Source organism: Opitutus sp. sgz309028, assembly GCF_059821195.1.
Genome location: NZ_JCAMRR010000006.1, coordinates 58,308 through 83,826 on the forward strand (window position 1 = coordinate 58,308; position 25,519 = coordinate 83,826).

Genomic DNA, 25,519 nt, shown 5'->3' on the forward strand with positions numbered 1-25,519 from the left:
TGGACGCGTTTCGGCGGCTCTGCGTCACTGCGCGCTTTACATGCAAGCAGCGAGTTTTCCGGCGGGCTTTACTTGGGGTGTGGCGACAGCGGCGCCGCAGATCGAAGGCGCGGCCTTCGCCGACGGGAAAGGCGAGTCGGTGTGGGATCGATTCGCGCGGCGGCCTGGCAAGGTCCACGGCGGCGACACGCTCGACGTGGCGTGCGATCATTATCGTTTGTTTCGCGAGGACTTCGCGTTGATGCGGCAGCTGGGCGTCCGGAATTACCGGCTCTCGATCGCGTGGCCGCGGATCTTCCCGCAGGGCGACGGTGCGGTGAATCGCGCGGGTCTGGCGTTTTATCACCGGTTGTTCGATGCGATGGCGGAGCACGGGATCACGCCGTGGGTGACGATGTTTCACTGGGATCTGCCGCAGGCGCTGGAGGATCGCGGCGGCTGGTGCGAGCGCGTGACGGTGGAGGCGTTTGCGCGCTATGCGGACACGATCGTGAAGGAGTTCGGCGGGAAGGTGAAAAACTGGATCACGTTGAACGAAATCCGCTGTTTCACGGTGATGGCCTACTCGCCGACCGCGGGCAACAAGGCTCCGGGCCGGGCGGTATCGGCGGCGCAGCTGAATCAGACTTATCATCATGCGCTGTTGTGTCACGGTCACGGCGTTCGCGCGGTGCGCGAGCACGGGGGGCCGGGCGCGCGCGTGGGGCTGACGGATAATTGCGACGTGAGTATCCCCGTCATGGAGACGCCGGAAGATATCGCGGCGGCGCGCGCGTGGTTCGTGGACCAGAACGTGCACCTGCTCGGCGCGATCTACGGCGGCGGCTATGCGCCGGAGTATCTGGCGCGCTGCGGCGAAGATGCGCCGCGGGTGGAGCCGGGCGATTTCGCGCTGATCAGCCGGCCGACGGATTTTCTCGGGCTCAACATCTACACGGGTTTTTTCGTGCGTGCCGGCGCGGAGGGGCGTCCGCAAGGACTGGCGTTGCCCGCCAGTTATCCGCGCGCGGACAGCCCGTGGCTGCACCTCGCGCCGCAGGCGATTTATTGGGCGACGCGCTTTGTGCAGGAGTGCTACGGCGTGAAGGCGATCTACATCACGGAGAACGGCTGCGGCTACAACGACGAGCCGGTGGTCGATGGCGAAGTAATCGATCTGCATCGGCGCGAGTATCTGCGCAATTACCTGCGCGAGCTGCTGCGGGCGATCGGCGACGGCGTGCCGATCGCGGGCTATTTCCTGTGGTCGTTCATGGACAACTTCGAATGGGAGGACGGCTACCAGCGGCGCTTCGGGATCGTGCATGTCGATTTCAAGACGCAGGTGCGCACGCCGAAGCTCTCCGCGCGGTATTACGCGAAGGTGATGCAGGAGAACCGCATCGTTTAGCGGAGGCCGGCCTTTCCGCCGTCCCAACTCTCTCTGTCAGATCTTGGTCGCAGCCGGGCAGCTACGGAGCCAGGCTGATTTTGGGCTAACCTTGGCGGCTTCGGTGCCGTTAAGAAAAAGCCAGATCTTGGCCAAATTGATCTTCTCGCTTCCACGTTCCTGTCGCGGAGCCGGCGCTGCGCTTTCGCTGGTGTTTGTTGTCCTCCTGTCAGTCGTTCGCGGCGCGGAGGAGGGGGCGTCGGGCGTGTCCACACCGGTCGTCACGACGATAACGGAATACTGGACCGCGGCGACGGTGGCGCCCAACGAGCCGTGCCGCATCAAACTCGACCTGCAGATCACTTATTACGATCCGTTCTGGCCGAATTTATTCTGGGCCCAGGACTCGTCGATTCCGAGCTATTTGCCGACGCAGGGCTTTACCGCTGGCATTCGAGCGGGCCAGCGCATTCGCGTCGAGGGGGTCGTGGTTCCCGCCAAAGGCTTTGTGTTCAGCGAACTCAAAATCGCGGTCCTCGCGGAGCACGACGAGGTCGTGCCGTTGGACGCTCGGGGGCGGCTGCTCGACGCGGCAACGCTCAATGGCCGGCTGGTGACGGCGGAAGGGTGCGTCAGCCGGCAGGTCGATGAAGACTCGAACCATTTTCTCCTGGATCTGGATGTGGAAGGCGTGCGCACCACGGTCCGCGTGCTCGTTGAGGCCAACGCGCCGATCCCTCAGCTGGAAGGTGCGTTCGTGCGCGTGTCGGGTGTCTACATTCTTCGTGAGGTCGAGGGCGCTCCGAAACAGGTGGAACTTTGGTGCCCGTCGCCGACGCAGCTCAAGATTCTCGGCTGGCTCGAAAACGATCCGCGTTTCGATCAACCCGTGACGCCGGTCGACCAGCTGGGCCCGATTTCGTCGGAGAAGTGGGTGCGTGTGGCGGGCAGCGTTCATTCGCAGAAGCTCGGCCAGGAAGTGGTGCTGCGCGACGCGACCGGTCAGGTGACCTTGCACACCGCGCTGGCGAAGACGCTCGAACCTGGCACGGCGATTGAGGCCATCGGTCAGCCACAGGCGGACGGGCTTCGCATGGTGCTGAACCAGGCACTCTATCGGCGCGTGGATCAGATGGTCCCGGCGCCGGAAGTGCGCGGGCTGCCGATTCTGCGACTGGCGGAGCAGGTGCGCGAGCTGCCGGTCGAGGAAGCGGGCCGCGGTTATCCCGTGCGGCTGCGCGGCGTGGTCACCTGGTCCGATCCGAATGCGCGTTTCTTTTACGTGCGCGATGTGAGCGCCGGGCTGCGGATCGAACGCACGGACTGGCAGGGGGAGATCCCGGTGGCCGGTGCCCGCGTCGACCTGAACGGCCGTAGCGCGGTAGGAGAATTCGCGCCGGTGGTGCTCCTGGAGAATCTTTCGAGCACGGGAACGCTGCCTCTGCCGGAGCCACCGGAGACGACGCTGCAGCACCTCATGTCGGGCGTGGAAGACAGCCAGAGCGTGGCCGTGAGCGGTTATGTGCGCACGGTGTTCAGCGATGGAAAATGGAGCCGGCTCGAAATCACGACGCCCACCGGCGCGCTGGTGGTGCAGTTGCCGCGGGACGCGCGCGTGAGCGATCTGGCAGGCTCGGTCGTGCGCGTGCGCGGCGTCTGTGCGGTGCGGGCCAACGACCGGCGTCAGCTCAACGCCGTGCAGCTTTGGGTGCAGTCGATCGACGACATCCGCGTCGAGGAACCGCGGCCGGCGGATCCGTTTGCCGTGCCGTTGCACCCCATCGCGAGCCTGCGGCAGTTTGCGACGGCGGAGGCGCTCAACCGGCGCGTGCGGATTCAAGGCGTGCTCGTGCATCAGGAGCCTGGGCAGTCCCTGCACCTGCAGCACGATGCGGACGGCCTGATGGTGTTGAGCAGCGACAGCACGGAATTGACGCCGGGCGACAAGGTCGAGGCCGTGGGCTTCCCCGGCCGGCAGGGACGTCAATTCGTGTTGCGCGAGGCGGTTTATCGCCGGCTCAGCGGCGGCGCGCAGCCGGACCCCCGCATTCTCGGGGAGCTGCGCGGCTTGGATCCGGATCTGGACGGCTTGCTGGTGCAGGTGGAGGCGACGGTTTTGGAATCCACCCGGCGGCGCGCACGCGTCGAGCTCATCGGCCAGTCGGGGAGCGTGATCTTCGATGCCTTGCTGGATGAAAGCCGGGCCGGTCCGTGGACCGACTGGCGGCCCGGGAGTCGCTTGCGGTTGACCGGCTTGTATCAGCTCGACTTGGACGAAAGCGCGGGGCCGCGCGCGCTGCGGATCCAGCTGCGCACGCCGCGCGACGTCGAGGTGTTGCAAGGGGCCGCGTGGTGGACGGAAGGGCGGGCTTTGATCGCGATGGAAGTGCTGGTGGCGGTGGGGATCGCGGGGCTCGCGTGGGTGGTGCTGCTGCGTCGCCGCGTGGCACGGCAGACCGCGGAAATCCGGGCGCAGTGGGAGAAAGCGGCGCGGCTGGAGGCGGAGCTCATGCGCACGTCGAAACTCGAATCGCTGGGCGTGTTTGCCGGCGGGATCGCGCACGACTTCAACAATCTGCTGACGGTGATTCTGGGAAATCTGACGCTCGCGCGGCTCGACGACGGGTTGAGTCCGGAAAGCGCCGGCTGTCTGGCGCAAAGCGAGCGGGCGGCGCATCGGGCGCGCGATCTTACGCAGCAGTTGCTCACGTTTGCGCGGGGCGGTTCGCCGGTCCGGGATGCTGTGCAACTGGAGGAGATCGTGCGCGAATCGACGCAGTTCGCGCTGCACGGCGCCGCCGTGCGGGTGGAGTTCGATATCGCGCCGGGGTTATGGAGCGTCGAGGTCGACAAGGGACAGATCGGTCAGGTGGTGCAGAACATCTTGCTCAACGCGACCCAGGAGATGGCGGAGGAAGGAAAGGTCCAGGTCACGCTCAGGAACGAGACAGTGACCGAAGTGAGGGCGGGACTCGCGCCAGGGAAGTATGTGAAACTGAGCGTGAGCGACACCGGCGCGGGGATTCCGCCGGAGACGCTCGCGCGAATTTTCGAACCCTATTTCACGACAAAACAGCAGGGCAACGGCTTGGGGCTGGCGACGGTGTATTCGATCGTGAAACGCCATGGGGGGCAGATCGAAGTCGAGTCGACGCTCGGCCGCGGTTCGACCTTTCACGTGTGGCTGCCCGCGCTGGATCCGGCGGCGGGAGGCGAAGCTCCGCGGCAAAACGTGCCCGCGCTCGGCGAGGCCGGCGCTTAAGCTGGCGCGGCGCCAACAGAAAATCGTTCGCTTGGGCCCGCGCTTGCGCCGTGGGAATTTAATGTTAAATCGTGGATTGATTCGGTTCTGATTTCGTGGTTCCGTCGGCGTGCTTCATGGCCCGCCCCCGCCCATCCGGACCCCTTGTTCGCCAGCCTGTGAAAGGCGGAGCTGCGGCGTGGGATGCAGGGAAAGTGGGACGACGGGCGGCCGAGACGGGCGAGAGGCGGAGCCGCTGGTCTCGCCGCACGGGCCGCGTGCGCAGCGTGGTGCTGACGGCGATCCTGCTGGGTATCGGAGTGCCGGGCGTGTGGGCGGACGGCGCAGACGAAGGGCGGGCGAAGGTCCGGGTTTCGTATTGGGAAAAGTGGGTCGGGCCCGAGGCGCGCTCGATCAAGGCGGTGGCGGAAGCGTTCAACCGTTCGCAAGATCGCATCGTGGTCGAAGTGATGACGGTTTCGCCGATTGATCGGAAGACGCTGGTCGCGACGGCGGGCGGCGATCCGCCGGACATCGCGGGGCTTTACGGGCACAACCTCGCGTCGTTTGCGGACGCGGAGGCGCTGATGCCGCTGGAGGAGTTTATTCGTCGCGACGGGCTCACGCCCGAGCAGTGGCTGGAGCGGTATTATCCCGTTTACCAGCGGATCGTGCAGCACAACGGCCGCATCTACGCGGGCATCAGCACGCCGGCGATGATCACGCTGCACTGGAACAAGACGCTGTTCCGCGAGGCCGGCCTCGATCCCGAGCGGCCACCGCGGACCGTCGCGGAACTCGACGAGTATGCGCGCAAGCTGACGAAGCGCGATCCGCAGACCGGCGAGATCACGCAGATCGGGTTTCTGCCGCAGGAGCCGGGCTGGTGGCCGTGGATCTTCTGCCGCTGGTTTGGCGGCGAGTTGTTCGATGGCGAGCGGATCACCCTTGCGACCGATCCGCGGAATCTCGCGGCGATGCGCTGGGTCGCGAGCTACAGCCAGACTTACGGCGCGGAGGCGCTGGCGCGGTTTGCGTCGGGCTTCGCCGGGCAGATGAATTCGCCGCAATCCGGTTTTTTTTCCGGCAAGGTCGCGATGGTGTTTCAGGGCGTTTGGTATAACAACTACATCCGCGAATATAAACCCGGCCTCGATTACGGCGCGGCCTCGGCGTGGCCCTCGGCGGCGCCGGGCATCGACGATTTCGGCATGGCGGAAGCGGACCTGATGGTGATCCCGCGCGGCGCGAAACATCCGCAGGAGGCGTGGGAGTTCATCAAATACGTGAACCGCAACAATCCCCGCGCGACGCGCCGCGAGGAACTCGAAGGCAGCGAACTGCTCTGCTACCTGCAGGAGAAAAATTCGCCATTGCGGGAATGGAGCCCGTTTTTCGCGCAGCATCACCCGCATCCGTATATCGCGGCGTTTCGCGAGCTCTCGGCGAGTCCGCACGCGCAGGCGACGCCGGACATCGGCATCTGGACGGAGTATCAACGCGAGGTGTTGAACGCATTCACGCGGGTGCGGCTGTTGTTGGAGACGCCGGAAGCGGCGTTGGCCAGCGCGCAACAGCGATTGGAAAAAAGCTGGGCGCGGCATCGGCGCAGCCTCGAATTGCACGGCCAGATCCCGGCGAAGAAAGGAGCGTTGGCTCCGTGACGAAGCGCGAACGGCGTCAGTTTTTCACCGGTTTGGGTTTCACGAGCCTGTGGATCGTCGGGCTCGGCCTGTTCACGGCGTATCCGGTGCTGGCGTCGCTGTATTATAGTTTTTGCGACTACTCGATTTTGAAATCGCCGGTGTGGTGCGGACTTTCGAACTACACCGAGTTGTTCAGCGACGAACTCTTCTGGCTGTCGTTGAAGAACACGCTGATCTACGCGGGCGTGTCGGTGCCGCTGGGCGCGGTCGTCGCGTTGTCGCTCGCGCTGCTGCTCAACCAGGATGTGCGCGGCCGGCCGCTGTTTCGCGTGCTGTTTTATCTGCCGTCGATCGTGCCGCTCGTGGCGGCGTCGATGTTGTGGATGTGGATTTTCAACGGCCAGGTGGGCCTGCTCAACTGGGTGCTCGCGCCGCTGCTGGAGCCGTTCGGGTTGACGCCGCCGGGCTGGCTGGTCGATCCCGCGTGGGCGAAATCCGCGCTGATCATCATGAGCCTGTGGGGCACGGGCAACGCCATGGTGATCTATCTCGCGGGCCTGCAGAATGTCCCGCGCGAACTTTACGAAGCCGCGGAGATCGACGGCGCGAGCGGCTTTCGCCGGTTCTGGCACGTGACGCTGCCGCAGCTCGCGCCCGTGGTTTACTTCAACGTCGTCATGAGTCTGATCGGCGCGCTGCAGATCTTCACGCAGGCGATCGTGATGTCGTCGGCCGCGAGCGGCGGCACGGGTACGGAGATGGACGGATTCCCCGCGCGCTCGACGCTGTTTTATACGATGCACCTCTTCGCGACGGCGTTTTACGATCTGCGGATGGGCTACGCGAGTGCGATGGCGTATGTGCTCTTTCTGATCATCGCGGGACTGACGTGGCTGGCGACGCGGGTGTCGCGGGACCGGCTGAACTGAACGCATGAAACGCGGCAGTCATTTCACCCGCTCGATGGTTTACGCGCTGCTAATCGCCGCGTCAGCGGTGTTTGTCGTGCCGTTTGCCTGGCTGGTGGTTTCGTCGCTGAAGCCGATCGAACAGGCGATGGCGATGCCGCCGACGATTTTTCCGCGGGCACACTATGCGACCATCGACGGCGAGCGGATCGAGGTGCTGATCGACTACACGCTGCCGCGCGCGGCCGTCGTGGCGGATGCGATCGCCGGCGACCAGGCGGGTCGCCGCGTATTGCTGACACCGGAGCAGGCCCTTGCGCGGGCGGAGGAGTTGCGAAACGCGCATCGCGTCGGTGCGGGATGGATACGCGTGACTGAGCGGCTGGCGCAGGCGGAATCGGCCGCGACCGTGCCGCGCTGGGATGTGGTGCCGTCCGAGGCGGTGAGCACGCAGATCAAGTTTCGCTGGGACAATTATCCGAATGCGCTCGCGGCGCTCGGCGGCGCGGCCGATCCGACGACGGGGGAGGGCGGCGTGAGCTTCTGGGTTTTCCTGCGCAACACGCTGCTCGTTTGCGTGCTCGGCGTGATCGGCACGGTGATCTCGAACGCGATCGTCGCCTACGGCTTTGCGCGCGTGCGGTGGCGCGGACGGGATGCGTTTTTCGCGGTGACGCTGGCGACGCTGATGGTGCCGTTTCCGGTGCTGATGGTGCCGCTCTACGGCGTGTTTCGTGAGCTGGGCTGGATCGGCACGCTGCTGCCGCTGTGGGTGCCGGCGTTTTTCGGCAGCGCGTTCAACATCTTTTTGATGCGGCAGTTTTTCCTCGGGATTCCGGAGGAGCTGAGCGAGGCGGCGCGGATCGACGGCGGCAACGAGTGGACGATCTTCTGGCGCGTTGTGCTGCCGCTGAGCAAGCCGGTCCTCGCAGCGGCGGCGCTGTTTCATTTCCTGTATGCGTGGAACGATTTCCTCGCGCCGTATCTTTATCTGACGCGGAAGGAAACCTTCACGCTTTCGCTCGCGCTGCAGGCTTATCAATCGCAGAATGGCGGCGTGCAGTGGCACTACCTCATGGCGGCCAGCACGGTCACGATTCTCCCGATCGTGGTGCTGTTTTTCTTCGCGCAGCGGACATTCATCCAGGGGATCGCGACCACGGGATCGAAGGGCTGAGACCGCGACGAACGGCGCCTGAAACTTTCATCCACCCAACATCTCTTCATGAAGTTCACCGATGGACAATGGTTGCTGCGTCGCGGCGTGACGGCGCACTATGCGACCGAAGCGCACTCGATCACGGTCGAGCCCAAACGGCTCGTGGTGCACTCGCCCACGCGTCCGATCCGGCATCGCGGCGACACGTTGCAGGGCCCGCTGCTCACGATCACGTTGAGCTCGCCGCTGCCGGACGTGATCCGGGTGCGGATCGAGCACTATGTCGGCGGCAAGGCGAAGGGGCCGCAGATCCCCCTCGAGGTGGTCGTCGACGCCGACGTGACGATCGACGATGGCGCGGATGCGGCGACGCTGCGCAGCGGCGGATTGACTGCGCGGGTGGCGAAGCCCGGCTGGGATCTCTCGTTTGAGCACGAAGGTCGCGTGCTGACGCGCAGCGGCTGGCGAGGCATCGGCTACGTGCAGGACGCAGACGGGGGAAATCATGTCCACGAGCAACTCGCACTCGGCGTGGGCGAGTGCGTTTACGGGTTGGGTGAACGCTTCACCGCGTTTGTGAAGAACGGCCAGGTCGTCGAATGCACGAACAAAGACGGCGGCACGGCGAGCGAGCAGGCTTACAAGAATGTGCCGTTTTATCTGACGAACCGCGGCTATGGCGTGTTGGTGAACGAGGCCGGTCCGGTGTCGTTCGAAGTCGGCTCGGAGAAAACGACACGCGTGCAGTTTTCGATCGAGGGCGAGAGTCTCGAATATTTCGTCATCGCCGGGCCGACGCCGAAAGACGTGCTGCGCAAGCTCACGGCATTGACCGGCCGGCCCGCGCTGCCGCCGGCATGGTCGTTTGGACTGTGGCTGTCGACGTCGTTCACGACGAACTATGACGAAGCGACGGTGACGAGCTTCATCGAGGGGATGAAGCAGCGCGACCTGCCGCTGCACGTTTTCCACTTCGATTGCTTCTGGATGCGGGAATTCGACTGGTGCAATTTCGAATGGGATCCGGCGGTGTTCCCCGATCCGGTCGGTATGTTGAAGCGGCTGCATGAGCGCGGGCTGCGCATCAGCCTCTGGATCAATTCGTATATCAGTCAGCGCTCGCGGTTGTTCGCGGAGGCGGCGGAGAAAGGCTACTTCATCAAGCGCACCGACGGATCCGTGTGGCAGACGGATTTGTGGCAGCCAGGCATGGCGATCGTGGATTTCACGAATCCTGCGGCCCGCGAGTGGTTCGCCGGTCACATCACGCGGCTGCTCGACATGGGCGTCGACACGATCAAGACGGACTTCGGCGAGCGGATCCCGACGGAAGGCGTGGTTTATCACGACGGATCGGATCCGGTGAAGATGCACAATCTCTACTCGGTGATTTACAACGAAACGGTGTTCCGCGCGATCGAGGCGAAGCGCGGTCGCGGCGAGGCGGTGTTGTTCGCGCGTTCGGCGTATGCGTCGGGGCAGAAGTTCCCGGTGCATTGGGGCGGCGACTGCTGGTCGACGCTGGAGTCGATGGCGGAATCGCTGCGCGGCGGGCTGTCGTTGAGCCTCTCGGGCTTCGGATTCTGGAGTCACGACATCGGCGGTTTCGAGGGGACGGCGCCGGCGTATATTTACAAGCGCTGGGCGGCGTTCGGGTTGTTGTCGTCGCACAGCCGGTTGCACGGCAGCTCGAGCTATCGCGTGCCGTGGGCTTACGACGACGAGGCGTGCGACGTCGTGCGCTTTTTCACGAAATTGAAATGCCGGTTGATGCCCTATCTCTGGGGCGCCGCGGTCGAGGCGCATCGCGAAGGCGTGCCGGTGATGCGCGCGATGGTCCTCGAGTTCCCGGGCGATCCGGCGTGCGACACGGTTGACCGGCAATACATGTTCGGCGGCTCGCTGCTGGTCGCGCCTGTATTCACGGAATCGGGACACGTTGATTATTATCTGCCGGCGGGCGAGTGGACGCATCTGCTGACCGGCGAGGTGCGACAGGGGGCATGCTGGCATCGCGAAACGTATGGATTCCTGGGACTCCCGCTCTTCGTTCGTCCGGGCACGGTCATCCCATGGGGCGAACAGGAGGACCGGCCGGACTACGAACTGGCGGAAGGTGTCATCTTCCGGATCTACGGACTGGCGGACGGTGGCGAAGCGACCTGCGAAATTCCGGCGGCGGACGGCGGCCCGGGCGTGCGCCTGGTCGCGCGACGGCACGGCGCGAAGGTCGTCGCGGAGCTTTCCGGTCCGGTGCCGACGCGGTGGCAGATTCAGCTGGCGGGTGTGACGTCGGCGCGGATGCCGTCAGGAATCGTGACCCGTGCAGACGTTCACGGCGTGTGCGTGCCGGCGGCGCCGGGGACGGCTCGGTTGGAGTGCGAATTGGCGGAGTAGATCCGCGACCTCCTTTGAAGGCGCGTTGTCCGCAGGTGGTGTGCGGACCGCGCCTTTTTTCAGTCACGCCTTTGCGTGGTTGTCATGGTGGCTGACCTTGACGCGCGCGGGCGGCGGGCCGAATGATCCGGACCCCTCATGAAATTCCCGACGAAGTCCGTTTGTCCCGAGCGTAAACGATTCACGGCCCGGCTGGCGGGAGGAACGATCCTGACGGCGATGCTCGGACTTGCCGCGGGCGTCGCGTTTTCGGGCTGTGCGACGGGCCAGTATACGTATGTGGCGAGGACCTACGACGGGCAGCGGCTGGAATTTCCGCTGGAGAAGGGAATGCCGCGCAAGGCCGTCCAAGGCAGCATCGAGATATTGAACGCCGGGCTTTTGCCGACCCGCGCGAAGGATGGAAAGACGGTGGTGTACATGTTTGCCTACACCGACCAGAGCGGCGTGCCCGCGAAGAGCGTGGTGGTGGAGGATGTCGCGGGTGAAGCGCCGGTTCTGCTCGTGGAAGACAAGGAGCCGAAGCTGGAAAAGAACCGGTGGATGGCGGTCACTCCGGATATGCAGGCCGACAATGCCGCGGTCGCCTGGCTCGGGCAACTCGGGGACACGATGAGGATTTTTCGTTTTACGATTACGAAGGCAGATGGCCGGAAAGTGGTGATCCATCAGGGATGGCTGGTGCCGGCGTGGATGAAGGCGGCGATGCGCTCGACGCTGGGGCTGCCGCAGCTGTAGCCCCCCGCCGAGACGGAGCGAGGCGTAAGGCGACGGGAAAAAGATTGCACCGCGGCGCCCCGGCGCTGAGAAGTTTAACGCTAAACCAAGCGCAGCCGCGCCGTCAGTTTTCCTACCTCTCATGTCGGCACAGGTGAAAACTCGATCGTCCCGCGAATGTTCTGTCCCTCCCGGTCTTTCTCCCGGCGGCGGTCGCGGTCGAGACGGGGATTCCGACGAGGCGCGCTGAGGCCGGACCTAGCCGGTTTTCGAAACTGAAGCCTGCGGCATAAAAATGCCCGCCCACTAAAAAAGAAGATTGTATCGGTTAATTTAACGTTAAAACATTTAACGCTAAACCCTGGAGTTTCCCCTACCCCGCACCCCGATGTTTGGAATCAGCGATCAAGCGTTTCATGCGCAGCGTCATGTGCCCGCGGAGCGGGCGCGGCCATCGCGGCGCGACGGGAAGAGGGCGGGAGGAAGTATGGGGACGCGGAAGAGAATGCGCCTGGCTCGGCGAGCGAGACTCGCAGCGGGCGCCCCTGAGTTTTACCGGCAGAACGTTTGGCTTCCCCTCTTGGAAGACGGCGCCTGCAGGTAAGAAGCAAACCAACCCCATCCATGAAAAAACTCAGCATACCTCGACCCGTGCTGGCATCCGCCTTGGTGCTGGCACTTACGTCTGGAAAGTCCCTGGCTCAAACTGCGCCGGTGACGACGGTGGAGGAGGACGAGCCTATTGTCCTCTCGCCGTTCGTCGTCGACGCGACGGAAGACAAGGGCAGCTATCAAGCGACGGCCACACTGGCCGGCTCGCGCATCCGCACCGACCTGCGAGACGTCGGATCGGCGATCTCCGTCGTGACGGGCCAGTTCCTCCAGGACACGGGCGCCACGAACAACGAGACGCTGCTGCAATACACGGTCAGCACCGAAGTCAGCGGTATCATGGGCAACTTCGCCGGTCTCGGCGACAACAAGACGCTGGATGATACCGCTCAACGTCTGGCTCCGCACACCAACACCCGCGTCCGCGGCCTCGGCCAGGCGGACAACACCCGCGACTTCTTCCTGACGGATATTCCGTGGGATTCGTTCAACGTGGGTCGGGTGGACCTGCAGCGCGGCCCCAACGCCATCCTCTTCGGCATGGGCGCACCCGCGGGTATCATCAACGCCTCCACCAACGACGCCTCCTTCCAAAAGGGCGGCCAGGTCGAGTTCCGCCTGGACAACTACGGCACGGTGCGCGTGTCGGGCGACTACAACTACGTCGCGATTCCCAACCAGCTCGCGTTCCGCGTGTCCGCGTTGGACGACGATACCAAGTATCGGCAGAAGCCGGCGTTCAACCACGACAAGCGCCTCTTCGCCGCGATGCGTTACGATCCCCAGCTCTTCAAAGGCGCGGGTTCGCACACCTCCATCAAGGCCAAATTCGAGACGGGCGAGATCCGCGCGAACCGTCCGCGCATCCTGCCCCCCGGCGATCTCATCACCGCGTGGTGGCGGGATCCGGCGCTCGCAGCCGTCCGCAAAGGCGGCGGTTTGAATCCGCTCACGATCGGCTACAGCGACGCCGCGACCATCGAGGCGCTGCGCGCAGCGGGCGATCTCGGCGCGGGTCTGCGCGGCGACAACTCCACCTACTACAACAAGGGCATCGGTCCGCTCGGCCGTAACTACGGCGGCCTGCTGTCGGTGTTTCCCGATCCGAACAGCAGCGACTCCTCGCTCATCATCAGCGAGCTGTCGAAGAACGTCACCTCCGTGGTGAAGTCGCTGCCTTGGACGATCATGTCCGGCGTGATTCCGCGGAAGGATTATGAAGGCACCGTCCAAAAGCTGCCGAATTATGACTTCTATCGCGACGAGGTTCTCAAGGATCGTTCGATTTACGATTACTACAACAACCTGCTCGACGGTCCCAACAAGCGCGAGTGGTCGAATCACGAAGCGTTCAACGCGTCGGTTTCCCAGACCTTCCTCGACAACCGCATCGGTTTCGAAGGCGTGTTCGACAACCAGCGCTATGATCGCGGCCAGGTGAACATGTTCTCCGACTACGGTCAGGCGATCACCATCGACCTGAACAATCATCTCGTGAACGGCGCGGTGAACCCGAACTACGGCAAGGCCGTCGTCGTGTCGGACCAATATGCGAACACCAGCCTCGACACGGAACGCGAGTCGTGGCGCATCACCGCCTTCGGAGAGATCCGCGGCGACGATTTCATCAAGGAAAACACCAAGCTCGCGCAGATCATCGGTCGCCACGTCGTCAACGGCCTGCTGAGCAACGAAGACTACAAGACGGAGCGCCGGAACTGGACCCGTTATGCCGCCGACGCCGGCTACGGTCTCGAGATCGTCAAGGATCCGGTCATGACCAGCCGCGCCGTCAACACCGCGAACTACCTGACCACGACGAGCATTGCCGGTCGCGACAGCCTGTCGGGCGCGAACATCGGCCGTCTCCATGCGACGCAGACGCCGCAGTCCGGACCGGTCATGTTCTATAACATGAACTGGAAAAACCCCGGCGTGAGCCCCTCGGCGACCTGGGTGAACCCTTACGGCGATACGGTCACCCAGGCTGAGAATCCCGCCAACTATGTGGGTTGGGGTGGCACGCGCGGCGTGGCTGTGACGAGTGCCGACGCCGGTGGCCGCACGGAACTGACCACGCTCGGCCAGCTCACGCGGACCGTGACGGATTCCTATGCTGGCAACTGGCAGGCCTACCTGTTCGACGGCGTGCTCGTTCCGAGCTATGGCGTGCGCATCGACCGTCAGAAGTCCTACGCGCTGAACCAGGGGCCGCTGCGCCCGGATGGCAGCAAGGTCGTGGATTTCGCGTCGCCGGACTATCGTCTGCCCGACGCTCCGGACGACATCGAGAAGGGCCGCACCACCAGCTGGAGCGTCGTGCTGCACACGCCCAAGCGCATTCGCGAGAAAATGTGGGGCAACACCGGCCTGTCGCTCTTCTACAACCGTTCGGAAAACTTCCAGCCTGCCGCCGGCCGCATCGATATCGTCGGCAACTCGCTGGCCTCTCCGAAGGGTGAGACGAAGGATTACGGCTTCATGATCTCCACGCTGGATGATCGCCTCACGCTGCGCGTGAACCGCTACGAGACCAAGGTCACGAACTCCCGCCTCGATAGCTTCGGCGGCGCCTATATGACCTGGGGTGCGGAAGGCTGGGCCTACAACTTCGGCCGCGCCAATCTCGACCGCGTCGCGGCGGGCGGCTGGGCCGATTTCACGAAGGGCTACGATCCGCAGGGTATCGTCGCGGCGAATACGCCGGCCGGCGGCTGGACGCCGGAGCAGGTCGCCTATGCCCAGAGCGTGGGCGATGCGATCGTCAACGCCTACATGGCGAAACGTCCGTCCAACGAGTGGTATAAGCTCTGGAATCTCGATCTCGCGACCGCGGATGCGGGTGGCTTCATCGGCGGCAACGAGCCGGCCGGCTTCACCATCACCGGCGACACGCTGTCGAAGGGCACGGAAATCGAGCTCACCGCGCAGCCGACCAAGAACTGGAACATCTCGATCAACGCCGCCAAGACCGAGGCGCAGCGCATCAACATGGCCCAGTCGATGATCGACTTCGTCGAATCCCGCTGGGAGGTGTTCAACACCCCGGTGACGTTGAACAACGCCCCCATCACCCTGCACACGCCCTCGGGCGATCGCACGGCCGTGATCGGCGACCTCCGTTTCTGGAACGGCGGCTACAACGACAACGAGACGCTCCGCGGCAAATACCTCCGCGAGTTCATGTCGGGCTACTGGCTGTATCGCATCCAGGAAGGCTCGAATGTGCCGGAGCTCCGTCCGTGGCGCTTCAACCTCGTCACGAACTACTCGTTCGACGAAGGTACGTTGAAGGGCATCAATGTCGGCGGTGGCTATCGCTGGCAGGACAAGCTGGTCGTCGGCTATCCGGTCCTCCCCGGCGCGACGCTCTCCGACCCGCGTTCCTTCGACCTCGCGCATCCCTACAAGGGGCCCGCGGAAGATGCGATCGACCTCTGGGTCGGTTACACGCGCAAGTTGTCCCACGGGATCACGTGGCGCGTGCAGCTGAATGTCCGCAACGCTTTTGGCGACAAGGATCTCATCCCTGTCACCGTCCAGCCGGACGGCAGCCTGGCGGTGGGACGCATCCCCGAGCCGACCGTTTGGACCCTGTCGAACACGTTCTCGTTCTAACCCAAGGACGTCACTTCCAACCGGCGGTTTGCAAGTCGCTGCCGGTTGTGGGTGGGGACTTGCGTGGCGCCAAGGTCTCGGCCTTGGCGCCATTTTTTTCTCCGTTGCGCCACACCACGCTCTTTCCACGATGAAGAAAATGATGTCGCCGCGCTTCTTTCGCGCCGGACACGCGCTCTGCCTGAGCGGCCTTGCGACGTTGATGTTAAGCGGAGCGTGCAGCCGTCAGAATCGCCGCTCTCCGCCGGCCCGCGCTGTCGCCGCTGCGAGCGCGGATTTCACCGGTGCCTTCATTCCTGACGCCATCGGTCTGCCGGTGAAGGGCAATCCCTGGATCGCGCATCTTCGCGCCTGCGATCTCGACGGCGACGGACTCCTCGATGTCCTGGCGTGCGAGGCGCAGGAAAACCAGGTGTTGTGGCTGCGCCAGACGGAGCGCGGCCATTTCGTCGAACAGGTTCTACCCGCAACCGTGAAGGCGCCCGTGCATGTCGAGGTCGCCGACCTCGATGGCGACGGTGATCTCGATGTGCTCGTCGCGGCGATGGGCGTCGTTTTCCCGAACAACGATCGCATTGGCACCGTGGTCGTCCTCGAGAACCGCGGCGAGCGTGGTTTCGTCGAACGTGTCATTCTCGAAAACACTTCCCGCGTGACGGACGTGAAGGCCGCCGATCTCGACGGCGACGGGCGCGTCGACCTCGTGCTCGGCCAGTTCGGCTATGACCAGGGTGAGGTGCGCTGGCTGCGACAAACCGCGCCGTGGACCTTCGAGCCGCGCACCCTGCTCGAGCTTTCGGGGGCCATGAACGTCTGCGTGGCCGATTTCAACGGCGACGGCTTGCCCGATGTCGCCGCCCAGATGTCGCAGCAGTGGGAGGAAATTTATCTCTTCACCAATCGTGGCCGCGGCGAATTCACCCGCAGCCGGATCTGGGGTTCGGCCAACGAGGACTATGGCAGCAGCGGCATGACCGTCGCGGACCTCAATCGGGACGGCCGCCCCGACCTCGTGTTCGCCAACGGCGACGGTTTCGGACCCGCCGTCGTGCCCGGCCCGCGGTCGTATCACGGCCTGCAATGGCTGGAGAACCGCGGCGACGGCTACTTCGCGTATCATCGGATTGGTGACATGTCCGGCGCCTATTGTCCGGAAGTCGTCGATCTGGACGGCGACGGCGAGCTGGATGTCGTGGCCGTGGCGGCTTTCATCGAGAAGGATTCCCGCCAGCAGCCCGTGCCCTCGGTGGTCTGGTTCAGAAACAACGGCGACTTGAGCTTCGAGAAACGTCCGCTGGCGTTCCGGCCGCAGCACCAGGTGACGGTCACGGTCGGCGATTTCGACGGGACGGGGCGCCCGAGTCTCGTCACCGGCGGATTCTATGTTTTCGCTCCCGCTCCCCACATGGGACGGATCACGCGGTGGAGGGCGGTGAAATGACCCCGGCATCCTCGCGCGCTCGCGCGATCCGGTGGACGCTCACGGCGGCATGCGCCACGCTGATCGTATTCGTTTTCTGGATAGCTTGGCACAAGCGCGAATCGGTCCTGGCCGCCGTGCCCGTCCGTCCCGCGCTGGACGGCTGGCCGAGCGAACTGGCGGCCGGCATTGCGGACGCGGAGACGAGTGCCGGCGCGTTTTGGGGCGGCGTCGATGGGTTGGCGGAATTGTCCGCGCTGTATCACGCCAACGGATATTTTACCGAAGCGCGCCGCTGCTATGCAGGACTGGCGCAGCTCGATCCGGACGACGGCCGCTGGACCTATCGGCCGGCGATGATTGCGGCCGGTTACGGCGAACTGGCGGTCGCGGTCGACTTGCTCGCCGCCACGGTCCGGCGGGCGCCCGATTATGTGCCGGCGCGGCTGCGCTGGGGCGATATTCTGTTGAAACAGGACGACGTCGTCGGCGCCGCCGCGATCTTCGCCGCGGTCCAGGCGCAGTCGCCGGACGAGCCGTATAGTTTGCTGGGGTTGGCGCGATGTGCGATCGACCGCGGCGACTGGATGGAGGCGCGCCGGCGGCTGGAAACCGCGCTTCGGGTCAGCGGCAACAAGCTCGGCTACGATCTGATCGTGCCCGTCTATGAGCACCTCGGCCTCGAGACACTCGCGGACGAGGCGCGGGGTGCGGCCAAGGCGTCGGGCGCGTTTCGCGATTTTTCCGATCCGTGGATGGAGGAGCTCAACGACCGCAGTTTCGACGCGATGCAGCTGTCCGTCGCCGCCGGCGCGGCGAAAACGCGCGGCGAAACGGCGGCAGCGCGCCGCTGGCTCGAGCGCGCCCTTTCGATCGCGCCGGACAACACTCACCTGCATTTCCAGCTCGCGCTCCTGCTGCTCGATCTAGGTGACACCCGCGCCGCCCGCGATCAGCTGGTGCGCTGCACTGAGCTCGATCCGAAGTTCGCGGACGGTTGGGCCTATCTTTACGGCGCGTTGATCGCGCTCGGCGACGAAGCCGGCGCCCGGCAGGCCTTCGAATCCGGACTGGCGCACTGTCCGGATTCGCCGGGACTGCACCGCATGCGCGCGAAGCAATTGGTTGCGGCCGGACATTTGGCGGAAGCGATTCCGTTCTTCCAAACATCGATCCGGCTCCGCCCGACGGAGGCCGATGCTTATATCGAGCTGGCGATGGCGTTGCTGCGGCTCGGACGCAGCGACGAGGCGATAGCGGAATTTCACCGCGCCCTGAATGCGGAGCCGGAGCATCCTTTCGTGCTGATGACGCTCGCGTTCCAGGCGATCTCCTCGCGCGACGAACCGGCCGCGCGGCAGTGGCTCGGCCGGGTGCAACAGCAGCCACGCGTGCCGCGTCGTGAAGTCGACAGCCTTCTGGCCGCTTACCAGCAGACATTTGGCCGGCCGTTCGCGCGACCGGGTGTCTCTTTCCGGTGATGGCGCGCGCAGCCAGGATCCGGAAGCTACCTGCCGTCCGGAGGCTTGCACCGCGGCGTTCCCAAGGCTTTCTCTTCGTGCACTGCTTCGTCATGGCGCACCGCCACGCTTCGCTTCTCCCCGGTTCGCGAGTCCCGCTCGCGCTTACATGAAAAACAAAACGATTCGCGCGGCCACGCTGGCCGATGTCGGCCGCGCCGCGGGCGTCTCCGCCATGGCCGCGTCCGCCGTCCTCAACGGCGCGAAGACCTCGTCGCGCATCTCGGAGGCGACCCGCCAGCGCATCCTCGATGCGGCGGCGCGCCTGCGTTACCGGCCCAATGCGACGGCGCGCGCGCTCGTGAATCGCCGCATGAACACGATCGGCGTCGCCGCGATCATCGGCGAAGGCGAGCTCAACGACTATGCGCTCGAAGTGTTCCTCGGCATCCTCGGCCAGGCGGCCCACCACGACCAGAGCACGACCATGTTCGGCTTGCACGACTGGGGACGCGACACCTCGCGGCTGCATCAGATCTGCGACAGCCGGATCGACGGTCTGATTCTGATCGCGCCGATGTTCACGCGCGAGGCGGTGAAGACCCTGCCGGTCCACACGCCGTTCGTGTCGCTGCATGCGAACTCGGTTTTGCCGAACGTGGTCAACATCGAGAGCGACGAGGAGCGGGGCGCCTTCGAGATGGTGCGCCACCTCATCGGCCGCGGCCATCGCCGGATCATGCACATCGCGGGCGACCGCGGGCAGGTCGGCGCCGAGCGGCGGATCGCGGGCTACCGGCGGGCACTGGCGCAGTCGCGTATCCGTTTTGATGATTCGCTGCTGCTCTTCGGCTCGTATTCCGCCGAGATCGCGCGCGGCGAGGTCCGGCGCTGGCTGGGCGAGCATCGCGGCCGGCTGCTGCCGCAGGCGATCTTCTGCGCCAACGACGGCATGGCGATCGGCGCGATGGAGGCGCTCGCCGAGGCGGGGCTGCGCGTGCCCGACGATGTCTCGGTCGCGGGCTTCGACGACACCCTGGCGGCGCGGATGTGCGTTCCGCAGCTGACGACGATGCGGCAGCCGCTGAAGGCGATGGGCGCGCGCGCGGTCGAGGTTTTGCTCGATTCGATCAAGCGCCAGGGCGGCGCCGACGTGCCCGAGTCGGAGAACCCGCTGGTGTTTCCGGTCGAACTCGTGGAACGCGCCTCGGTCGCCTCACCGCCGGCGGTGGATCGAAAAGTGCCCTAATGTTCGCATGATTTGCCCGCCTTCTCGGCTGGCCATCGGCCGGACGGCGCTCATTGATGAATTTTTCCCCATGAAAAAGAACCGCCCGTTTTTTCCTCGGATCCCCGTGATCGGTTACGAGGGCCCGAAGAGCACGAACGCCCTCGCGTTCCGCCACTATAATCCCGACGAGGATGTCGACGGGAAGACGATGGCCGCGCACATGCGCTTCTCCATCGCCTACTGGCACGCGTTTCGCGGCACGGGCTCGGACCCGTTCGGTCCCGGCACCATCGTGCGCCCGTGGGAAAACGGCAAGAATGCGCTGTCCATCGCGTTGACGCGCATGGACGCGGCGTTCGAGTTTTTCCAAAAGATCCGCGCGCCGTTCTGGTGCTTTCATGATCGCGATATCGCGCCGGAAGGCCGCTCGCTGGCGGAGAGCAACAAGCTCCTCGACCGCGTCGTCGCGCACGCGAAGGACCTGCAGAAGGCGACCGGCATCAAGCTCCTCTGGGGCACCGCGAACCTGTTCTCGAATCCGCGCTACATGTCCGGTGCCGCGACGAATCCCGACGCGCACGTCTTCGCCTACGCCGCGGCGCAGGTGAAGAAGGCGATGGATGTCACGAAGGCGCTCGGCGGCGAGAATTACGTTTTCTGGGGCGGCCGCGAAGGTTACGAGACGCTGCTCAACACGAATCTGAAGCGCGAACAGGATCACCTCGCTGCGTTCCTCCACATGGCGGTCGATTACGCCAAGGAGATCGGTTTCAAGGGCCAGTTCCTCATCGAGCCGAAGCCGAAGGAGCCGACGAAGCACCAATACGATTTCGACGTGGCGAGCGGCGTGGCATTTCTCCGGACCTACGGCCTCGAGAAATATTTCAAGTTCAACATCGAGACGAATCACGCGACGCTGGCCGGTCACACGTTCCAGCACGAGATCGAGGTCGCGGCCGCGCACGGCATGCTGGGTTCGATCGACGCGAATGCCGGCGACCTGCTCCTCGGTTGGGATACGGACCAGTTCAACACCGACGTGAAGGAACTCACGCTCGCGATGGTCTCGATCCTCAAAGCCGGCGGCCTCGGCACGGGCGGTTTCAATTTCGACGCGAAGCTCCGCCGCCAGTCGATCGACATGGAGGATCTCTTCCACGCGCACATCGGCGGCATGGATGCGTATGCGCTGGCGTTCAAGCTCGCGCGCCGAATCCTCGCCGAAGGCAAGTTCGAGCAGTTCGTCTCGAACCGCTACGCGACGTTCGACGCTGGCTACGGCCGAGACATCGAGAAGGGCCGCGTCGGCTTCAAGGAATTGAGCAAGCTGGTGCTCACGAAGCTCGGCGAACCGAAGCCGCGTTCCGGCAAGCAGGAATATCTCGAGAACCTGCTCAACACCTACCTGCACGGCTGATTGGCCGGCAGCGTTTCAAATCGTTTCGCGGCAGCCTGCACCAGGCTGCCGCTTTTTTTTGCGGGCGACGTTTTACTTTGACGTGCTTGCAGGGCGTGATCGCGTGACGGCGCCGCATCCCACGCTTCGCGTGATGGCGCGGCATTTTTCACTCCGCGGCCGTTCACGTCGTCGCGGTCACCAGAACACGAATACGATGACGCATCCGAATTCTCCTGAGATTGCTCCGCGTTATCCGAGCCCACCGCCGTATTACCATGGTACGCGGATAAACCGGAATACCGGCGACCTGATCGAGCCTGGATACATGTCGAATTACGGGACCGGCAAAACGGCGAACCACGTTTATTTCTCGGCGACGCTGGAAGCGGCGATCTGGGGCGCAGAGTTGGCCCAAGGCGACGGTCCGGGCCGGATCTATATCGTGGAGCCCACTGGTCCGTTCACCGACGATCCCAATCTGACCGACCAGAAATTCCCGGGCAACCCGACCAAGTCCTATCGTTCGAAGCTGCCCGTGCGGGTGATTGGCGAAGTCAGTGAATGGCAGGGGCATTCCTCCGAGGAGATCCAGCGAATGAAGGAAGGCATTGCCCGCCTGAAGGCGTTGGGCCACGAGGCGATGGACGACTGAACTTCGCCTTGTAGCCGCCCGTTAAGGCATTCCCCCAGCGAGCAGGCCGGAGCGTGCGACGGCGGCTTCGGCCGTGACAGCGAGAAGGGGGGCGTCGGTTTCAAGGAGCTGAGCCAGCTCGTGCTCACGAACTTAAGCGAGCCTAAGCCGCGCGGGCGGAGGGACAATCGACAGGGCGTTCGCCGGGCGGGACGGACGACCGAGTGAGTTGCTTCAGTTGCATGCGGTGAACGCAAAGTTTGCGTATCCACTATTTGGGCACTCGCAGGTGCCCGCTGATGACGCGCGGCCGCGCAGGCGGAGCCACTTCGGCGCGGCCGAGGCCCTCCGCTGGTCGGCGGGCGCCGACCGGGGCGCGGCCCGGTGGAGCGTGAACGGCGGCGGCCCTACGGTTTCAGCGGACGTCGCGGGATTTCCGGCTCCTTGCCGCGAGCGGATGGTCGCTGGGCGGCAACTCCGGAACTTTTCCGCCCTCGTTTTCCCAACGCTCCACGGCGCGTCGTTTGGCGGCGTGGGCATCGTTCAACTCCCTCGCCGATCGTTCCGGCGATGCGGACGGGTGGTGCGATCGAGGCGGAGAAAAAGGCGCTGAGTTCATGGCACAAGATAGTTTGGCCGGGCATCGCCGCCACCGCGGGGAGCAAAATGAGGACAATGCCGCATCCGCTCCGCCGCCGGACCGATGGCATCGCTTTCGGCGCCTGCGCGCGGCCGGGGACTCACTTGGTTTTCCTGAACAGATCGAGCTTGATGTCGTAGCTTGGGTCGGGGCGTTTGAAGAGGTATTCGCCGTGGCGGATCGAGGCGAGGACGTCGGCGCGCTGGCGCACCGCCTCGAAAGGCGAGTTCGCGTCGAGGACGAGGAAATGGGCGGGTTTGCCGACTTCGAGGCCGTAGCGGTCCTCGATGTTCAAGGTCTTGGCGCCATTGTAGGTGATCAGGTCCAGGCAGCGGTCGAGCTCGTCGAACGACATCGTGTGTGCGAGGTGAATGCCGTGATCGAGGATGTTCATCAGGTTGCCGTTGCCGACGGGATACCACGGGTCGTTGATGGAATCCTGGCCGAAGCAGACGTTGATGCCGTTCTCCCACATCTCTTTCACGCGCGTGAGGCCGCGGCGTTTGGGGTAGGTGTCCTGGCGACCTTGCAGGTAGGCGTTCTCGGTGGGATTCGCGATGAAGTTCAGGCCCGATTTCTGAAACAGGCCCATCATGCGAAAAGCGTAGGCGTTGTCCGCCGCGCCAAAGGAGCAGGTGTGACTCGCCGTCGAGCGGACGCCGAGGTCCTCGATCATCACGAGGGCGTTGAGCAACTCGACGAAGCGGCTCATCGCGTCGTCGGTTTCGTCGCAATGCACGTCGATCAGTTTTCCGTATTTTTCGGCCAGCTCCACAGTGCGGTGCACGGATTTTTCGCCGAATTCGCGCGCCCATTCGAAGTGCGGGATGCCGCCGACACAGTCCGCGCCCATCTTGAGCGCCTCCTCGATCATCTCGTCGCCGCCCTTATACGCATACATGCCTTCCTGCGGAAACGCGACGATCTGCAGGGTGACGTTGTCCTTCAGCTGTTCGCGAATTTCCAGCATCGCCTTCAGGCCGGTCAGCTTCGGGTCGTCCACGTCGATGTGGGTGCGGATGAACTGGACGCCTTTCGACACCTCTTCCTCGATGCCGCGCAGCGCCCGTTCGCGGGCGTCTTCGAGCGTCTGCGTTTTCTTCACATCGTGCCAGCGGGCGATCCCTTCGAACAGCGTGCCGCTCGCGTTGGTGGCGCCCTCGCTGCGACCGGTGTAAACGTAATCCAGATGGAGGTGTGGATCGACGTAGGGCGGCACGACGAGACGGCCCTTCAGGTCGATTTCCTCCTCGGCCTTGGGGAGGTTCTGGCCGATCTGCTGGATGACTCCGTGGTCGACCAGGATCTCGCTCGCGTGGTCGTGCTGCCGGTAGACGAGGGCGTTGGTGAACTTCTTCATGGTTTCTCCTTCAGGGTTGAACGGTCGAAACGGGAGAAGACCGCAGGGTGCGTTTGGCCAGGAACGCAATGACGATGGCCAGGATGAAGCAGACGAGAGACTGATAGACGACGCGCTTGACGCCGGTGGTTGGAAAATCGCTCAGCAGCCTTCCGCCGACCCAGGTGGCGATCATGATCGAGAGGTTGAACACGCTCGATTGCAGCGAAGTGGCGACGTCGCGGCCTTCCTCCACCTGCTTGCTGACGGCGGTTTGATACATCGTCACCAGCGGACCGAAGGCCAGGCCCCACAGGAAAAACGCGGCGTGCGAAAGGACGAGGGCGCCCTTGAAGACAAGGAACATCGCCATCGAGAGGGCGCCGATTCCCAACATGACCACGATCAAGGGACGCAAATGCGCATCGATATACTTGGCGGAAACAATCACCGAAATCACGGAGCCGATCCCGAAGATCAGCAGGGCCACGCCGATGCCGCCCGCGAAATCGATCAGCTCTACCAGCAAGGTGATGTAGGTGTAGATGCCGTAGTGCGCGGCCACCGACAGGAAGGTCAGCAACAGCACGATCAGAATCGATGGCATCCGCAGCACCGCCAGCGGCGAATTGCTCTTGCTGAGCTTCTCCCCGGCCACCGCAGGGAGGTAGAAATGAGACAAGAGGGCAATGATCACGACTACCACGCCCAACACCATGAACGCCGCCCGCCAGCCGAAGCTGATGCCGATGGTTGTCATCACGGGCAGGCCGATGCTGATGCCGAGCGTGTTGCCGGACATGATGACGGTAATGGCCTTGCCGTGCATGTTCTCCGGCACCAGCCGGGTTCCGTAAGCGGCGATCATCGGCCACATCACACCGGCGCAAACGCCGCCCACGATCCGGCACGCCACGATCACGCCATACGACGAGGACAGCGCCACGACGAGGTTTGAGACCGCGAATCCGATCAGCAGCACCATCAGCAGCCGCTTGCGATTCATGGCAAGGGTGGCGCTGACCAGCGGGATCGCGGCGACGGCCGAAGCCAGCGCGTAGACCCCGACCAAGAAGCCCACTTCGCTTTCTTCCACTCCCAAACCGTCCGTCATCTGCGGCAGGATGCCTGACGGGACCAACTCCGACAGAATCCCGACAAACGTGACGCTGGCCATCAGGCCGAAGACAAACCACGAAAACGTTGGCCGTTCACCAAAAGGCGCGATTGCGGACATGGGCCTCCTTTTGCAGGGTCTCGGATGAGCGTCGGATGTCGCGCGTCGCAGATGGGACTCCCGCCCCGGTGACGCTCGTCGGAACGTGCGCAGCGCGGAAGCTCCCTACGCTGTGCCGGTTCGTGCCGCGGGTCAAATGGCCGACCTCCGCCACTCGTCGCATCGACACCCGCCGACGGAAACGCGAAGGGGCGGAGGGCCGCGGGCGCACGCAGAACGCTGGATCCGCGACGCCGGCTGGCTCGGCGGCGGCTCCGCAGCTGGGGGTTAAAGGGCGCACGAGACGCGCCGCTCGTATTCACAAAACCACCACGGGTTTCCTAGCTGAACGAGATGCGTCCGCACCGATCGGCGTGGAACCTCAGCCCCGCATGCGACGTCGCCCCCGAGGCGTGGACCGGTCGTCGTTCCGGCCTGGGCAGTCGGAGAGCCGCGGGGCGCGCACCGCGTTTCCGCGTCCTCCGCCGGGAGGCGGTTGGTGCCCGGGGCGGGGCT

At 64.4% G+C, this 25,519-nt stretch carries 15 protein-coding genes; 13 read left to right on the plus strand and 2 right to left on the minus strand.

All coding sequences use genetic code 11. The annotated features are described in order from the left end of the window. Positions 1-40 precede the first annotated feature (40 nt). The 13 genes from AC6RV7_RS19620 to arr all read left to right on the plus strand — a co-directional run bounded on the left by AC6RV7_RS19620 (position 41) and on the right by arr (position 21,829). The gene (locus AC6RV7_RS19620) at positions 41-1,390 is read left to right on the plus strand and encodes a GH1 family beta-glucosidase (protein WP_500095897.1); all 1,350 of its coding nucleotides are present in this window, start codon (positions 41-43) and stop codon (positions 1,388-1,390) included. Positions 1,391-1,580: 190 nt separating this feature from the next. Continuing rightward, positions 1,581-4,631, plus strand: coding sequence for a sensor histidine kinase (locus AC6RV7_RS19625; protein ID WP_500095898.1), 3,051 nt, complete (start codon positions 1,581-1,583; stop codon positions 4,629-4,631). Between the two features lie 158 nt (positions 4,632-4,789). Beyond that, positions 4,790-6,274 carry an ABC transporter substrate-binding protein gene (locus AC6RV7_RS19630; protein WP_500095899.1) on the plus strand — a complete coding sequence of 495 codons (1,485 nt, stop codon included), beginning with the start codon at positions 4,790-4,792 and terminating at the stop codon, positions 6,272-6,274. Further along, positions 6,271-7,185 carry a carbohydrate ABC transporter permease gene (locus AC6RV7_RS19635; protein ID WP_500095900.1) on the plus strand — a complete coding sequence of 305 codons (915 nt, stop codon included), beginning with the start codon at positions 6,271-6,273 and terminating at the stop codon, positions 7,183-7,185. Before AC6RV7_RS19630 ends, AC6RV7_RS19635 begins: the two co-directional genes overlap by 4 nt. Positions 7,186-7,189: 4 nt before the next feature. Next, on the plus strand, positions 7,190-8,341 hold the full coding sequence (locus AC6RV7_RS19640; protein ID WP_500095901.1) for a carbohydrate ABC transporter permease: 1,152 nt from the start codon (positions 7,190-7,192) through the stop codon (positions 8,339-8,341). Between the two features lie 48 nt (positions 8,342-8,389). Further along, positions 8,390-10,720, plus strand: a complete 2,331-nt coding sequence (gene yicI, locus AC6RV7_RS19645) for an alpha-xylosidase (RefSeq protein WP_500095902.1) — start codon at positions 8,390-8,392, stop codon at positions 10,718-10,720. A gap of 138 nt (positions 10,721-10,858) precedes the next feature. Then, positions 10,859-11,458: a hypothetical protein gene (locus AC6RV7_RS19650; protein ID WP_500095903.1), complete on the plus strand. Its 600-nt coding sequence runs from the start codon at positions 10,859-10,861 to the stop codon at positions 11,456-11,458. 603 nt (positions 11,459-12,061) lie between these two features. Beyond that, the gene (locus AC6RV7_RS19655) at positions 12,062-15,667 is read left to right on the plus strand and encodes a TonB-dependent receptor plug domain-containing protein (protein WP_500095904.1); all 3,606 of its coding nucleotides are present in this window, start codon (positions 12,062-12,064) and stop codon (positions 15,665-15,667) included. A 130-nt stretch (positions 15,668-15,797) separates the two neighbouring features. Continuing rightward, complete coding sequence (locus AC6RV7_RS19660) at positions 15,798-17,108, plus strand: FG-GAP repeat domain-containing protein (RefSeq protein ID WP_500095905.1); 1,311 nt, start codon at positions 15,798-15,800, stop codon at positions 17,106-17,108. Then, on the plus strand, positions 17,105-18,568 hold the full coding sequence (locus AC6RV7_RS19665) for a tetratricopeptide repeat protein (protein WP_500095906.1): 1,464 nt from the start codon (positions 17,105-17,107) through the stop codon (positions 18,566-18,568). Before AC6RV7_RS19660 ends, AC6RV7_RS19665 begins: the two co-directional genes overlap by 4 nt. Before the next feature lie 148 nt (positions 18,569-18,716). Next, positions 18,717-19,796: a LacI family DNA-binding transcriptional regulator gene (locus AC6RV7_RS19670; RefSeq protein ID WP_500095907.1), complete on the plus strand. Its 1,080-nt coding sequence runs from the start codon at positions 18,717-18,719 to the stop codon at positions 19,794-19,796. Positions 19,797-19,866: 70 nt separating this feature from the next. Continuing rightward, on the plus strand, positions 19,867-21,195 hold the full coding sequence (gene xylA, locus AC6RV7_RS19675) for a xylose isomerase (protein ID WP_500095908.1): 1,329 nt from the start codon (positions 19,867-19,869) through the stop codon (positions 21,193-21,195). A gap of 196 nt (positions 21,196-21,391) precedes the next feature. Beyond that, a complete protein-coding gene (arr, locus tag AC6RV7_RS19680) occupies positions 21,392-21,829 on the plus strand; it encodes an NAD(+)--rifampin ADP-ribosyltransferase (RefSeq protein ID WP_500095909.1) in 438 nt (145 codons plus the stop codon). A gap of 719 nt (positions 21,830-22,548) precedes the next feature. Here the strand turns inward: arr and codA are convergent. Then, the gene (gene codA, locus AC6RV7_RS19685) at positions 22,549-23,808 is read right to left on the minus strand and encodes a cytosine deaminase (RefSeq protein WP_500095910.1); all 1,260 of its coding nucleotides are present in this window, start codon (positions 23,806-23,808) and stop codon (positions 22,549-22,551) included. Between the two features lie 10 nt (positions 23,809-23,818). Continuing rightward, positions 23,819-25,024 carry an MFS transporter gene (locus AC6RV7_RS19690; protein WP_500095911.1) on the minus strand — a complete coding sequence of 402 codons (1,206 nt, stop codon included), beginning with the start codon at positions 25,022-25,024 and terminating at the stop codon, positions 23,819-23,821. Positions 25,025-25,519: the final 495 nt, after the last annotated feature.